We start from the raw sequence: 13640 nt of genomic DNA, 5'->3' as shown, positions 1-13640 counted from the left end.
TTCCAGCCGGATGTATAATAGTCGAGGCTGCAGCGGAGATGACGCCGTTTTCCTGTTCATTTCAGAGCAGAGCTCCGGTTCTTTCATAAAAAATGTAAATGATGATAAAGGAAGATAAAGGGAGATAAGGGGAGCCATCCTGCGCTGGCGAGTTTAGATGAGAAAGGAATTATGCTATGAGTTTGGCATTTCGACTGGGAACCGTAGCCTTTACGATGGGGATGATGGTCCTGGCGCTGTATATTCTGGCCGCAGGCATCCTGGGCCGTAAAACGCATTGGAAATCACTGGGAATCTTTTTGCTCTGCGGGGAGGCGGCACAGTGGCTTACCATGCTGATTTATGCTTTCACGGCAGGTACGGAGAATGCTGCATCTGACCTGTATGATACCGTCTGCTATACAGTTATGGCATTGATTCTGGGCTTTCTGCTGTTCAAAGCCTGTCACATCCCGTTCCTGCACACGTTCACTGCGTCTGTTCTGAGCACTTTCATTACCAATACGGCCAATTCTCTGATGGTGCAGATGGTGGAGGAGTATGCGCCTCTGTTTGATCGGCAGCATGTTCTGGCCTTTGTGCGGCTGTATGTGCCCTATACCCTCACAGTGGTGCTGGCATGGCTGACAGCCCTGATTTTAAAGAAGTCCGGCTTTTATAGATACTTTTCTGCCATGTTCCGCAGCAGGGGACGGGCGGTGCTGACGCTGCTTGTCTGTTACGCGCTGATGTGTACCATGCCGGTATTGCAGCTGATTGTGCCAGATGTTACTCCGGACGCAGGGTATGCCACCTTTTTTTCTGCTCTTATTGTGGCGGGGCTGTTTTTCCTGCAGTTTGCCGCCATGTACACTGCAGGCCAGGATAAGATCCGGGCGCAGGAGGAGACCATTTTACAGCAGCAGGCTCATATGGCGCTGCTGGAAGAGCTGCAGCAGGAGATCCGGGCTTTCCGCCATGATTTCACTAATCTTTTTTCCGGCCTTACGCTGCAGGCGCAGGAGGGAGATCTGGACGGAATTCAGGACTTCATGAAACGGACCAGCAGCTATTTTGATGAAAAGCTGGGAGCAGAGATTGCCCAGATGGACGGACTGAACAATATTCATCTGTATCCGCTGCGCAGCCTGCTGACAGCAAAGCTTGCAAAAATGCGGCAGATGCATATTAAGGGCGTGTTGGAAGCGCTGGCTCCGGTGCAGGGAAATTTAGGCATGGACACAGATGATCTGCTGCGGGCCCTGGGCGTTCTGCTGGATAACGCCATCGAGGCGGTTCCTGAACAGAATGGGCAGGTGCGGGTAGTTGTGCTGCAGGAGGAAAAGAAATTGTATCTGGCTGTGGCGAATAATTATGAAAAAGCGCCCGATCTTGCAGCCGTGGCGAAAAAGGGTTACACCACCAAAGGCAGCGGTCATGGCACGGGGCTTGCCAGCTACCGGCGCATTGTGGCCCGATGCCGCGGTTGTGCGGCCCGCACCTACCTGAAAGACGGAATGTTCGTGCAGGAGCTGCACATTCCGGCAACCTGAGTATGGAGGAGAAACTATGATTCCGGTTTATGTTTGTGATGACGAACCGTTCATTCGGGAAAATCTTACGCAGATCGTTGACAGCCAGATCCTGATTCTGGACTGTGATATGGGGCCGGTGCGCGCTTTGGAGGACCCGGATGAGCTGCTGAGGGCGCAAAGGGAAGCTTCAGTGCCTGCCATCTATTTTCTGGACATTGATTTTCCCGGTAAGATGAGCGGCCTGGTGCTGGCACAAAAGCTGCGCCAGTATGATCCGCGGGGATTTATTATATTTATCACCGCTCACAGCGATCTGGCCTTTGAGACGTTCCGTCTGCGGCTGGAAGCTCTTGATTATATCGTCAAGGGCAGCCGTGGCGCCATGACAGGACGGGTACAGAAATGCCTGGAAAGTATTCAGGAGAGAATGCAGGCCCAGCAGCCGGGGCAGGGCAGCTATTGTACGGTGAAAATTCTGGATACCGTACGTCATATTCCGGTGGAAAACATTCTGTATCTTGAAGCCGTGGGAATCCGCCATACGCTGCGTATGCACCTGGATGACGAGCTGCTGGAATTCAACAGCAGCCTCGGCCATTTTACACAGCAGCTTGGCGATGGCTTCTGGCGCTGCCACCGCAGCTTTCTTGTGAACCGCTCCCGCATACGGGCCGTACATCTGAAGGAGCAGACGGTGGAGCTGGATAATGGTGAGACATGTCTTTTATCCCGAAAGGCAAAAAGTGAATACCGGGCAGATTGATTTTTCCCCCGCAACGCGGCCTCACCGGCAGCGCTGCGGGGGATTTTGCATTTGGCGAAGCGAAAAAAACCGTTGGCGAAAGATTTGACGCCTGACTCCTTTTGTCTGTTATACTCAAATCATCAAAACAAACCAGACCATACGGTAATTAAGATACTTAAAAGGAGATGTCAGATATGCCTGCTGAAAAATTTGTTACTGAGTTCGTCAGGGAAGCCGGTTACAACCCCATTCCCGACCGCGCCATCATCGTTACCTACGCTCCCGCCAACCTGAGCGAGAAGATTGCCAGATTTTTTTCCAATGAGTTCTTTGCTCTGCAGATGTGTGAAAAATCTCTGGTACTGCTGCCTTTTGGACGGATGTCCTTTATGCTGAAGAAGAACGTGGCTCTGGAGATCCCCTATACCAGCATCCGCAGGGTGGAGATAAAGGAAGACATGTTCAATTGGCGTATTGAACTGGACACAGACGATGGGCTCATCGCCCTCTCGGCCCAGCAGAAGGAGCTGAGTGAGTTCCGCACTTCCGGCACGCTGTCGGTGGGCATGAGCGGTTTCGGCTCCGGCATAGGGGGAGCAGGCCCGCTGAAGACTGCAAACTGGCACCGTGCAAATCTGGATGCGACCCTGACTGCGCTGAAGGCTCTGCCAGGCAGAAGGGAGCAGACTGCGTGAACCTGCAGTCTTTTTAACCTTGCGCCCGTATGTCTATTTGGCGAGCGCCGTGAGGATAAATCCCTGTGGGTGTAAAGCCTCCCTCAGCTTGACTGCGTTCATTGTTTTCATGCCCTGCCAGCTTGCTGTGGAATGTTTGATTTCAGCCTGTCGCTTCTGTGCACCAGTCCGTACCCGATGGAATAGGGGCCGGCGTGGACTGCGATAGTGGCTCCGATTTGAAAGGCCGGAAGAGTGCTCTGAGGGCCGAATTCTTCTGCCAGACGTTTTCTGGTCATTTCTTGCAGAAGAATTCCCTCTTTCGGATTATAACCATAGCCGATCAGAATGTTGCAGTCATCCGGCGTACAGTTCTGTTCCTTCAGGTAAGAAACCAGAAGCTCTACGACGCCAGCCAGCGATTTCCGGCGGCCGCGTCTGATGCCGGAGGAATGGATCTCTCCGTCCTCCAGTGTAATGAGCGGCTTTAAGTCCAACAGATTTCCGGCTATGCCGGCCACCTTTCCGATTCGGCCGCCATGCTGGAGATAATTCAGGTCTCCCACCGTGAACAGAATGCGGCCGGATTTGCGCAGGGCATCGACTGCCCCAAGAACCTCGTCGAGAGAACAGCCAGCGTCGCGCATGCGGCAAAGCTCCAGCACAAAGGCGCTCTGCATCAACGTACAGCAGAGAGAGTCCACAACGACGGCCCGGGTATCCGGATAGCTTTCAGCCAGCATCTGCCGGGCAATTTCCGCAGACTGGACCGAGGAACTCAGCTTTGTGGAAATACAGATACACAGGATATCCTGTCCTTTCTCTGCTCTTTTTTTGAAGACGGCGTAAAAATCTTCCGGCGAGGGAGCCGCTGTCTTTGGATAGACGTCCGGATAGGAGACCATCTGCTGATAGAACTCCGGCAGTTCCAGCTCCACGCCTTCTTTTTGATAGTCAGAACCGTTGAAAGAGACAAGAAAATGGACGATATCGATATCATTTTCTTTTGCGAGCGCTTCCGGGATGTCGCAGGAACCATCGCTCACAATGCAAAATTCTGGATTCATACGCTTCCCTCCTGTTGTAAATGAGAAGTTACTGTTGTTGTGCTGTTTATTTTAACATAATTTAATCGAATATACAATTTTGAATAAAATGTGGATTATTTTGAAAATATTGCGCTATAGCGCTTGCAGGCCAGATTGTGATATGAGATACTTTTGATATAAAGAGGCCGGTATATGTGTGGGGGAGAAAGATGAAAAGGAAAAAGTACGACTGGAATATCATGCTGCTGGTACTGCTGATGGCAGCCGGAGCGTCAGGACTATGGGGATGCGCTCAGGGTGGAGAAGTCCTGGGTGGAGCAGATTCAGGAGATATGGAGGAAAAGTTTCCGGAAACGGCAGAAATGTCAGAGACAAAGACCTGGGAGCGTCAGTCTGCGCTTCTTCGGGAAAAACGGCAGCAGGCTGCCATACAGGAAAATAAAGTGATTTTTGGCAGCCTGGAAATCGTACTGCCGGAAGGCGTTGAGGCCGATTTGTGTGAAGGCAGAGAAGGGGATGCAGGGGTGGAAATGGAGCTTTCGGGTCTGGAACCGGAAGATGCTCTGCTGCCGCCCTTTATCCGGCTGGAATGCTATGAGGCGGAGTATGAAGAAGAGCTTTCTCTGGCGGCAGCCCTCTTGGAAGAGTATCAGGAAGAAGAAATGGCTACTCTGTTGAAGCTGGAGTCAGAAGAGGATTACAGTTTCCAGCTGAAAACAGAGGACTGGCAGTGCCTTATCCTGGTGAGGGAGAGTGAAGTTTATCTGCTCTGGGAGATTCGGGCTGAGGAAGAGTTCAGCATCAGCAGTCTGGTGGAAGAACAACGTGTCCGATGGACGGATACAGGTGAAGCGATCTGGTATGAAGAAAGCGGCGCCTCCTGCATGCTGGCGGAACCAGAGGAGGGAAGAAGGCTCTTATTTTGTTCGGACTTGAATGAAGACGGGGATAACGCTCTCTTTTTGTACCGCTGTGGGGAATATGAGGAACCCTTTCAGGAACTGGATTTTGATTGGCTTCCAGGAAAGGAAGACTTTGCAGACATAGATTCGGACGGCTGTCTTGATTTAAGACTGGGAAGAAATGAGCTGTATATCTGGGACAGGGAGAAGCAACGGTACAGGCCTGCAGGCACAGAGCTAGCACAATACGGACTGGAAAGCGCAGAACGGGAGCCGGAGGACGAGGCGGATGGGGCTTATCAGATTCCTCAGGAGTTTCTGGATCTGATCGGCAGGGCATTCGAGGAAGGGACAGAATATGAGACGCTTGTCGGGCTGAGAACCGACCGGGAGCTTTCAGAGGAAGAGGCTTTGGAGCTGGGAGAGGCAAACCCGTGGATTCATGCAGAGCTTGCAAAAATGAGGAACGTATATGTGGGACCGTTCAAGGGCGGTTTCGCTGTGCTGGAGGCGGATCTGGACAATGACGGCATCTCTGATCTGCTGATGGGAAGAGACGAGGGCGGAAGCGGCGGCTTTTTCAGCTATGTGCTTTTTAAAGGTAAGGCAGACGGAACCTATGAAAGAACGAGCCAGATGGAGTGTGTCAGAGAGGAATTTTGCGTGCTTTCTTTTGAAGGGGAAAATTATCTCTGGCTTACCACCTGGGATTACGGGAGAAAGCTGTATAACGGCGCAGATTTGTATTACTATGAAAACGGGGAACTGGTGGAACAGGCGTCTGTCAGAATGGTTCCGGAGAGCTGTCAGGTAAATGTGGAAGAATGCCAGGGAGAGCAGTGGAGGGCGCTGGCAGAACAGGCTGCGGCTGCTGGTTCCGAGTACCAGGAGCCGGCCGGACTAGGGGAAAGCTGGAAATGGACGGGCAGCGCAGAACAGCAGGCAGCCGGAGACGATAATCAGACGTACCTTTGTGATCTGAATAATGACGGAACAGAGGAACAGTACCAAAAAGCTGTCTGGCTGAGTCCAAACTTTTATACGGAGGACGGCCTGCATTTCTCATGTGAGGCAGAAGGAATGGAAGCTGTAAAGGAGGCTGTCTGGAGCGGCGGGGGAAGGCCCATGATGCTCTGGGTGGATGAGGCAGACGGACAGAATATCATACAGGTATTGTCTGCCACGGGACTATATGATTATGAAATCAGCGGTTATCTGGTGTCAGGAGCGGAATATGAAAGAGTGTACAGGATTACAGGGGCCGCTGAAATCGGCACAGTGCAGCACAGAGAAATGCAGGAGTAAAGCAGTCTGCAAAACCAGAAAGTAAGAGCTTAAAAATCCTTATAAAATCCTGCAAAATCAGGCAAAAAGGGGCTTGCAATGGCCCTTTTCCTGTGCTATACTTTCAGAGTTAGTGAAAAAACACGCGGGTGGAACCGGGGACGGTGTCGGAGCGGAGCTCTGGTATTTCACGGTGCGGAAGCCTGCGGAAGATCAACCAAATGGAGGAAAGAATCATGAGTGTAATTTCAATGAAGCAGTTACTGGAAGCAGGTGTTCATTTCGGACATCAGACAAGACGCTGGAACCCCAAGATGGCTCCGTACATCTATACCGAGCGTAACGGCATCTACATCATCGACCTGCAGAAGTCTGTAGGAATGGTAGACACAGCATATAAGGCTGTATTTGACATTGCCGCACAGGGCGGAACCATTCTGTTCGTAGGAACCAAGAAGCAGGCTCAGGACGCTATTAAGACAGAAGCAGAGCGCTGCGGTATGTTCTATGTAAATGAGAGATGGCTTGGCGGTATGCTGACCAACTTCAAGACTATCCAGAGCAGAATCGCCCGTCTGAAAGCGATCGAGAAGATGTCTGAGGACGGAACCTTCGATGTACTGCCCAAGAAGGAAGTTATCGCACTGAAGAAGGAGTGGGAGAAGCTTGAGAAGAACCTGGGCGGAATCAAGGATATGAAGAAAGTTCCGGATGCCATCTTTGTAGTAGATCCGAAGAAGGAGAGAATCTGCGTACAGGAAGCACATACACTGGGCATTCCGCTGATCGGAATTGCTGATACCAACTGTGATCCGGAAGAGCTGGATTATGTGATCCCGGGTAACGATGATGCTATCCGTGCTGTAAAGCTGATCGTTTCCACAATGGCAGACGCTGTGGTTGAGGCAAACCAGGGAGCAGCTGAGGAAGTAGCAGAGGAAGCTTACGAGGAGACAGAAGAGGCTGTAGAAGAGTAAGCGTTTAATACGAAGAAATAATTTGGAGGAACGAAAAATGGCAATCACAGCAGGAATGGTAAAAGAGTTAAGAGAGATGACCGGTGCCGGAATGATGGACTGCAAGAAAGCCCTGACCGCTACCGAAGGAAATATGGACGCAGCTGTAGACTGGCTGAGAGAAAAAGGACTTGCCAGCGCTCAGAAGAAGGCAGGCCGTATCGCTGCTGAGGGTATCGTAGATATCTGCGCGACAGAGGACGGACACAAGGCGGTTGCCGTAGAGGTAAATGCTGAGACTGACTTCGTTGCAAAGAACGAGAAGTTCCGTTCTTATGTGGCAGATGTGGCTGCACAGGCACTGAAGACTACCGCTTCCGATATCGAGGGATTCCTGGAGGAGAAGTGGGAGAAAGATCCGTCTCTGACAGTAAAAGAGGCCCTGGCTTCTCAGATCGCCGTTATCGGTGAGAATATGAACATCCGTCGTTTCCGTCAGATGGAGGAGCAGAATGGTTTCATCGCTTCTTATATCCATGCGGGTGGCAAGATTGGCGTTCTGGTAGATGTTGAGACAGACGTGGTAAACGATGCTGTAAAAGAGATGGCAAAGAATGTGGCTATGCAGGCAGCAGCCTTAAAGCCGCTGTACACCAGCGATGCTGAGGTGGAGCCGGATTACATCGAGAAAGAAAAAGCGATCCTGATGGCTCAGATTCAGAACGACCCGAAGGAGTCCCAGAAGCCGGAAAAGGTTATCCAGGGCATGATCCAGGGCCGCATCAACAAAGAGCTCAAGGAGATCTGTCTGCTTGATCAGGTATATGTAAAGGCTGAGGATGGAAAGCAGTCTGTAGGCAAGTACGTAGAGCAGGTGGCAAAAGAGAACAACGCGAAGATCACCATCAAAGGCTTCGTTCGTTTTGAGACCGGCGAGGGAATCGAGAAAAAGGAAGAGAACTTTGCTGAGGAAGTTGCAAAGCAGATGGCTGGCAAATAATTTGAATTTTGCATTGAGATTTTGAAAAAAAACCCTTATGAGTGGTGATTTTGCACCGCTTGTAAGGGTTTTTATAGTATAAAGGGAAATACATAATGGAATAGTTGGTTGATTTTGCTCTGTGGAATGGATATACTATAGGTAGAAAGAACAGCAGGAAGGAGGGAGAGTATGCCTCAGATTTTAACTGAAGTACTGAAAAAATATGTAGAGGATGTACACAAAATTTATGGGGACAAGCTGAGAACGATAATCTTATATGATTCTTATGCGCGAGGCGATTTCAGACCGGATTCAGATATTGATATTATGATTCTGGTGGATTTATCGGATGATGAGATAAGAAGTAGGGGGCATATGCTTTCCGACCTGACAGTTGATTATAATTTCGATAACGATTTGCAAATCATGCCCATTGTGAAAAATTTGGATCATTTTAATAAATGGATCAGGGCATATCCATTCTATAACAATGTTAAGAAGGAAGGAGTAGAATTGTATGCAGCATGATTTGGATGACATAAATTTCATTTGGCAGGAATTATTGTGTAAATGATGAATTTGTCAGACGGTGTCTGACAAATTAAGCTGGTCGCATATTTGTGAACTAATTAAACTTGATGACGATTTGGAGAGGAGCTTTTTGAGCGGCAGACTGTTAATGAAAATTGGAGTGTTATAGAACTTCAGCGACAGATAGACTCGGCTTTATTTTTGCGTCTGGCAGTAAGCAGAGATAAAGAAGGAATTTTATCATTAGCACAACGAGGAATAGAGGTTCAGAAACCAGGAGATGTTATAAAAAGCACATATACATTAGAGTTTTTAAATCTACCGGAATCAAGTCAGTATACGGAAAGCGATTTGGAACAAAGACTAATTAATAATCTCCAAAAATTTCTTTTGGAATTAGGAAAGGTTTTACTTTTGTAGGAAGGCAATACAAAATTACCATTAATAATGTACACTATCATGTGGATTTAGTATTTTATCATCGAATTTTAAAATGCTTTGTTCTTATAGATTTAAAGAAAGATTCTGTAAGGCATGAAGATATAGGACAGATGAATATGTATTTGGGGTATTTTGCTACGGAGGAGAATATGCCGGATGATAACGCCCCGATTGGGATTATTATGAGTAGAAATAAAGATGAATTGCTAGTTGAATATGCGACTTATGGTATGGATAGTAATCTGTTTGTTTCAAAGTATGAGTTATATTTACCAAACAGAGAAGATTTAGAACGATTGGTATCTAATATATTAAAAGATAGTTCTGGAGAGTCATAGTCATTTGGGGGAAAAGAAATCCCCCCAAATAGATTTTTTAAGAAGCAACTCTGTAGAAGAAAAAGAATCATATATTCTCCAAATAGAAAAATGGGGGATAAGCTGAAAATAATTATGTAGAATCATTGGAGATTCAGTATTTGTAATAATTTGAGACAATCCGAGAAAATAAAAGGTCGCAAAACAGATGGCTGGCAAATAAAACTTATTTGACATCCGATAAGAAATGTGATACCGTATAAAAGAATTAAATATAATCTTCAGGGCAGGGTGAGATTCCCGATCGGCGGTAAAGTCCGCGAGCGCGAGAGCGCAGGATTTGGTGAGATTCCAAAACCGACAGTATAGTCTGGATGGAAGAAGAGATGACGCGTATGGATAGAAGTGATTGATGGAAGAGATCGATAAAAGAGATCAAGAGAAGAAATCCATACATTCTTTGCGGAAGAATTGATGCTCTGAAATAGGAAACTGTTTCAGAGCTTTTTTCTTTGGCAGGGAGGAGTGAATACAGCCGTAACTGTATCGCTCTGCCATACGCAAAGATACGCAGAGAAAGGAAAAAAGCCAGGCCCTGGAGGAACGATCCGGGGCCTTTTTGTGTGCCCCGGTATCGAGGCGGACAGGAAGGCGGTAAAAGAGATGGAAGAGAACAGAGCAGAACAAGGAGAAAAGACAGAAAGGGATTATATGCGGCGGGCATTGGAACTGGCTGAACAGGGAATGGGCTGGACCTCACCGAATCCCATGGTGGGAGCGGTGATTGTGAAAGAAGGCCGTATCATCGGAGAGGGATTTCATGAGCGGTATGGGGAGGCACATGCAGAGAGGAACGCATTTGCTTCCTGCAGGGAGGACCCGCGGGGCGCGGATCTGTATGTGACGCTGGAGCCCTGCTGCCACTATGGAAAACAGCCGCCCTGTACGGATGCAATCCTGGAGGCAGGAATCCGCCGGGTGATCATAGGTTCGGGAGATCCCAATCCGCTGGTGGCGGGAAAGGGAGTCAGGATTCTGCGGGAGCATGGCGTACTGGTGGAGGAGCATGTGCTGGAAGAGGAATGCCGCGGGCTGAACGAAGTATTTTTCCATTTTATCCAGACCGGGCGTCCCTTTGTGGTGATGAAATATGCCATGACCATGGATGGGAAGACGGCGTGCTGTACAGGCGCATCCAAATGGATTACAGGCGGGGAGGCAAGAGCCCATGTGCACAGACAGCGGCACAGATACCGGGCCATCATGGCAGGGGCCGGAACGGTACTGAAGGACGATCCGCTTCTCACCTGCAGGATAGAGGGAGGGAGAAATCCGGTGCGGATTATCTGCGACAGCCGGCTTCGCACGCCTCTGTCTTCCCGGATTGTCCGGACTGCGGGAGAAGTTCCCACCATCTTCGCCACCTGCTGCGGACAGGAAGAGAGACAGGAGCCTTACCGCAGGGCAGGCTGCCGAATTCTGGCCGGGCCGGAGAGGGAAGGAAGGGTGGATCTGGAATGGCTGATGGAAGAGCTGGGAAAGGAAAAGATAGACAGCATTCTTCTGGAAGGAGGAAGCACCCTGAACTGGTCGGCGCTGAAGACAGGCATTGTCAGTAAAGTGCAGGCTTACATTGCCCCAAAGCTTTTCGGAGGAGAAAGAGCAAAGACGCCGGTGGCTGGAGCGGGCTTTCCTTCGCCGGATGAGGGTGTGCTTCTGAGAGACAGCAGGGTCGTGAGGCTGGGAGAAGATTTTCTGATTGAGAGTGAGGTGTGCGGGAATGTTTACCGGAATCATTGAGGAAGTGGGTACGATCCGGCGGGTTCAGAAAGGACGCAGCTCGGCGGTGCTGGAGATTGAAGCCCGGATAGTGCTGGAAGGCCTGCGCGTTGGTGACAGCATCGCTGTAAATGGGGTATGCCTGACAGTCACTTCTTTTGACAGAAAGGGCTTTTTGGCTGATGTGATGCATGAGACTCTGAACCGCTCTTCCCTGGCAGGCATGTCAGGAGGCAGCCGGGTAAATCTGGAGCGGGCCATGCGTGCGGACGGGCGGTTCGGCGGGCATATTGTCGCAGGCCATGTGGACGGGACCGGAACCATTGCAGAGATCCGAAAGGATGATACGGCTGTCTGGTACAGAATCCGGGCGGGGGATTCCATTCTCCGGTACGTTGTGGAAAAGGGCTCTGCCGCGGTGGACGGGATCAGCCTGACCGTGGCGGCGGTGACAGAGAGAGATTTTTCCGTCTCCGTGATTCCTCACACAGCCTCAGAGACGACGCTGGGAGAAAGACGGACAGGAGATACGGTGAACCTGGAGACAGACATCATCGGAAAATATGTGGAGCGGTTCTTGAGCCGGTCCCCAGAGAGCGGCATAACACGGGAATTTCTGTCACAGTACGGATTTTGAAAGGGGAAGACAGACAATGAAAGAGAGGACATTTACATTCAGCACGATTGAGGAGGCGCTGGACGCGCTGAGAAAAGGAAAAATCATTCTGGTTACAGACGATCCGGACCGGGAAAATGAGGGGGATTTTATCTGCGCGGCCCAGTTTGCCACCACAGAAAATATTAACTTTATGGCGACTCATGGAAAGGGGCTTATCTGTATGCCCATGTCAGAGGAATATGCGCGGAAGCTGCAGTTTCCCCAGATGGTGTCCAGCAATACGGATAATCATGAGACGGCGTTTACGGTTTCTGTGGACCATGTGAGTACAACTACAGGCATTTCTGCTGCAGAGCGCTCGGTGACGGCCATGAAATGCGTGGATGAGGATGCGAAGCCCCAGGATTTCCGAAGACCGGGGCATATGTTTCCGCTGCTGGCCAGAAAAAACGGCGTGCTGGAGCGCAGCGGCCATACAGAAGCCACTGTGGATCTGTGCCGTCTGGCGGGCCTGAAGGCCTGCGGGCTCTGCTGTGAAATCATGCGGGAAGACGGAACCATGATGCGTACACCGGAACTCACAGAGCTGGCCGCAAAATGGAAGATGCCCTTTATCACCATCCGGGATCTGCAGAATTACCGGAAGCGGCACGAAAAGCTGGTGGATCGGATTACGGTAACCAGAATGCCCACGAAGTACGGCGAGTTCACGGCTTATGGCTATGTCAACCGGCTGAACGGCGAGCACCATATCGCCCTGGTCAAGGGAGAAATCGGAGACGGAGAAAATCTTCTCTGCCGGGTTCATTCCGAGTGCCTGACCGGGGATACCTTCGGCTCCCTGCGCTGTGACTGCGGAGAACAGCTCGCTTCCGCGCTGACGCAGATTGAGCGGGAAGGGCGCGGCGTTCTGCTGTACATGCGTCAGGAAGGACGGGGAATCGGTCTCATCAACAAGCTCCGGGCTTATGAGCTTCAGGAGCAGGGAATGGATACGCTGGAAGCCAATCTGGCTCTGGGATTTGCGGGAGATGAGCGGGAGTATTATATCGGCGCTCAGATTCTGAAGGATCTGGGAGTGCGGACCATGCGGCTTCTCACGAACAATCCGGATAAGGTGTACCAGCTCTCGGATTTCGGCATCGAGATCCTGGAGCGTGTTCCCATAGAAATGAAGCCTACAGCCTATGACAGAGGATACCTTTTGACAAAGCAGAAAAGGATGGGACACCTGCTTCACTATGAAATGTAGGTGCAGACAGAAGAAGGGAAGTAAAAATGCCGGAGAAGGGCAGGACAGAACCTGTTCCGGTAGAAAATGAAAAACAGTAAAAACGAAAAAAATGGAAAAGGAGAATGGAAGTATGAAAACATTTGAAGGAAAACTGGTCTCACAGAATATCCGTATCGGTATAGTGGCCTCACGGTTTAATGAATTTATTACCTCGAAGCTTTTAAGCGGGGCTTATGACGGTCTGAAGCGGCATGGGGTTCTGGAGGAGGATATCCACACCGCCTGGGTTCCCGGCGCCTTCGAAATTCCGCTGATTGCGTCCAAAATGGCAGGCAGCGGGAAATATGATGCGGTCATCTGTCTGGGAGCTGTGATCCGGGGCAGCACAAGCCATTATGATTATGTGTGCAATGAGGTGTCTAAGGGAATCGCCTCTGTGTCACTTTCCAGCGGCATTCCGGCCATGTTTGGCGTGCTGACCACAGAAAATATTGAGCAGGCCATCGAGCGGGCCGGCACCAAAGCCGGAAACAAAGGGTACGAATGCGCGGAAGGAGCTATCGAGATGGTGAATCTGATCCGAGAGATCGAAAGATAAGACAGCAGGGATTGT

12 protein-coding genes, 1 pseudogene and 1 riboswitch are annotated in these 13640 nt (G+C 50.1%); of the genes and pseudogenes, 12 read left to right on the top strand and 1 reads right to left on the bottom strand.

Going from position 1 to position 13640, the window contains the following annotated elements:
- Nucleotides 1-176 precede the first annotated feature (176 nt).
- The 3 genes from B5E82_RS11070 (at nt 177) to B5E82_RS11060 (ending at nt 2954) form a co-directional block, all read left to right on the top strand.
- On the top strand, nt 177-1532 hold the full coding sequence (locus B5E82_RS11070; RefSeq protein ID WP_087307611.1) for a sensor histidine kinase: 1356 nt from the start codon (nt 177-179) through the stop codon (nt 1530-1532).
- A gap of 16 nt (nt 1533-1548) precedes the next feature.
- Nucleotides 1549-2277: a LytR/AlgR family response regulator transcription factor gene (locus B5E82_RS11065; RefSeq protein WP_087307610.1), complete on the top strand. Its 729-nt coding sequence runs from the start codon at nt 1549-1551 to the stop codon at nt 2275-2277.
- Between the two features lie 176 nt (nt 2278-2453).
- Complete coding sequence (locus B5E82_RS11060) at nt 2454-2954, top strand: hypothetical protein (protein ID WP_087307609.1); 501 nt, start codon at nt 2454-2456, stop codon at nt 2952-2954.
- Between the two features lie 107 nt (nt 2955-3061).
- Here the strand turns inward: B5E82_RS11060 and B5E82_RS11055 are convergent, their stop codons facing one another.
- The gene (locus B5E82_RS11055) at nt 3062-4000 is read right to left on the bottom strand and encodes a DegV family protein (RefSeq protein ID WP_087307608.1); all 939 of its coding nucleotides are present in this window, start codon (nt 3998-4000) and stop codon (nt 3062-3064) included.
- Between the two features lie 191 nt (nt 4001-4191).
- On the opposite strand from B5E82_RS11055, the gene B5E82_RS11050 reads away from it, so the two are divergent.
- The 9 genes and pseudogenes from B5E82_RS11050 (at nt 4192) to ribH (ending at nt 13625) form a co-directional block, all read left to right on the top strand.
- The gene (locus B5E82_RS11050) at nt 4192-6189 is read left to right on the top strand and encodes a hypothetical protein (protein WP_140393130.1); all 1998 of its coding nucleotides are present in this window, start codon (nt 4192-4194) and stop codon (nt 6187-6189) included.
- Nucleotides 6190-6404: 215 nt separating this feature from the next.
- Nucleotides 6405-7145, top strand: coding sequence for a 30S ribosomal protein S2 (rpsB, locus tag B5E82_RS11045; RefSeq protein ID WP_162610765.1), 741 nt, complete (start codon nt 6405-6407; stop codon nt 7143-7145).
- A 37-nt stretch (nt 7146-7182) separates the two neighbouring features.
- Entirely contained in the window at nt 7183-8124 is a 942-nt protein-coding gene (gene tsf / locus B5E82_RS11040; RefSeq protein WP_087307605.1) for a translation elongation factor Ts, read from the top strand.
- A gap of 171 nt (nt 8125-8295) precedes the next feature.
- Nucleotides 8296-8634 (top strand): nucleotidyltransferase domain-containing protein, encoded by a 339-nt coding sequence (locus B5E82_RS11035; RefSeq protein WP_087307604.1) that lies wholly within the window; start codon nt 8296-8298, stop codon nt 8632-8634.
- Between the two features lie 204 nt (nt 8635-8838).
- Nucleotides 8839-9416 (top strand): annotated as a pseudogene (locus tag B5E82_RS18985) (PDDEXK nuclease domain-containing protein).
- 252 nt (nt 9417-9668) lie between these two features.
- Nucleotides 9669-9785, top strand: a riboswitch (FMN riboswitch).
- 273 nt (nt 9786-10058) lie between these two features.
- Nucleotides 10059-11195 carry a bifunctional diaminohydroxyphosphoribosylaminopyrimidine deaminase/5-amino-6-(5-phosphoribosylamino)uracil reductase RibD gene (gene ribD, locus B5E82_RS11025; protein WP_242966313.1) on the top strand — a complete coding sequence of 379 codons (1137 nt, stop codon included), beginning with the start codon at nt 10059-10061 and terminating at the stop codon, nt 11193-11195.
- Nucleotides 11176-11811 carry a riboflavin synthase gene (locus B5E82_RS11020; RefSeq protein WP_087307603.1) on the top strand — a complete coding sequence of 212 codons (636 nt, stop codon included), beginning with the start codon at nt 11176-11178 and terminating at the stop codon, nt 11809-11811. Before ribD ends, B5E82_RS11020 begins: the two co-directional genes overlap by 20 nt.
- Before the next feature lie 16 nt (nt 11812-11827).
- A complete protein-coding gene (locus B5E82_RS11015; RefSeq protein ID WP_087307602.1) occupies nt 11828-13045 on the top strand; it encodes a bifunctional 3,4-dihydroxy-2-butanone-4-phosphate synthase/GTP cyclohydrolase II in 1218 nt (405 codons plus the stop codon).
- Nucleotides 13046-13157: 112 nt separating this feature from the next.
- Complete coding sequence (gene ribH, locus B5E82_RS11010) at nt 13158-13625, top strand: 6,7-dimethyl-8-ribityllumazine synthase (protein WP_087307601.1); 468 nt, start codon at nt 13158-13160, stop codon at nt 13623-13625.
- The last annotated feature ends 15 nt before the right edge of the window (nt 13626-13640 follow it).

The organism is Lachnoclostridium sp. An138 (genome assembly GCF_002160765.1).
GTDB lineage: Bacteria > Bacillota > Clostridia > Lachnospirales > Lachnospiraceae > Laedolimicola > Laedolimicola faecalis.
This window is presented reverse-complemented; position numbering and strand designations above follow the sequence as displayed.

Coding starts and splice junctions, on each gene's coding strand:
- rpsB (WP_162610765.1), top strand. CDS start 6,405: ATGAGTGTAATTTCAATGAAGCAGTTACTGGAAGCAGGTGTTCATTTC.
- B5E82_RS11055 (WP_087307608.1), bottom strand. CDS start 4,000: ATGAATCCAGAATTTTGCATTGTGAGCGATGGTTCCTGCGACATCCCG.
- B5E82_RS11020 (WP_087307603.1), top strand. CDS start 11,176: ATGTTTACCGGAATCATTGAGGAAGTGGGTACGATCCGGCGGGTTCAG.
- B5E82_RS11050 (WP_140393130.1), top strand. CDS start 4,192: ATGAAAAGGAAAAAGTACGACTGGAATATCATGCTGCTGGTACTGCTG.
- B5E82_RS11060 (WP_087307609.1), top strand. CDS start 2,454: ATGCCTGCTGAAAAATTTGTTACTGAGTTCGTCAGGGAAGCCGGTTAC.
- B5E82_RS11065 (WP_087307610.1), top strand. CDS start 1,549: ATGATTCCGGTTTATGTTTGTGATGACGAACCGTTCATTCGGGAAAAT.
- tsf (WP_087307605.1), top strand. CDS start 7,183: ATGGCAATCACAGCAGGAATGGTAAAAGAGTTAAGAGAGATGACCGGT.
- B5E82_RS11015 (WP_087307602.1), top strand. CDS start 11,828: ATGAAAGAGAGGACATTTACATTCAGCACGATTGAGGAGGCGCTGGAC.
- B5E82_RS11035 (WP_087307604.1), top strand. CDS start 8,296: ATGCCTCAGATTTTAACTGAAGTACTGAAAAAATATGTAGAGGATGTA.
- ribH (WP_087307601.1), top strand. CDS start 13,158: ATGAAAACATTTGAAGGAAAACTGGTCTCACAGAATATCCGTATCGGT.
- ribD (WP_242966313.1), top strand. CDS start 10,059: ATGGAAGAGAACAGAGCAGAACAAGGAGAAAAGACAGAAAGGGATTAT.
- B5E82_RS11070 (WP_087307611.1), top strand. CDS start 177: ATGAGTTTGGCATTTCGACTGGGAACCGTAGCCTTTACGATGGGGATG.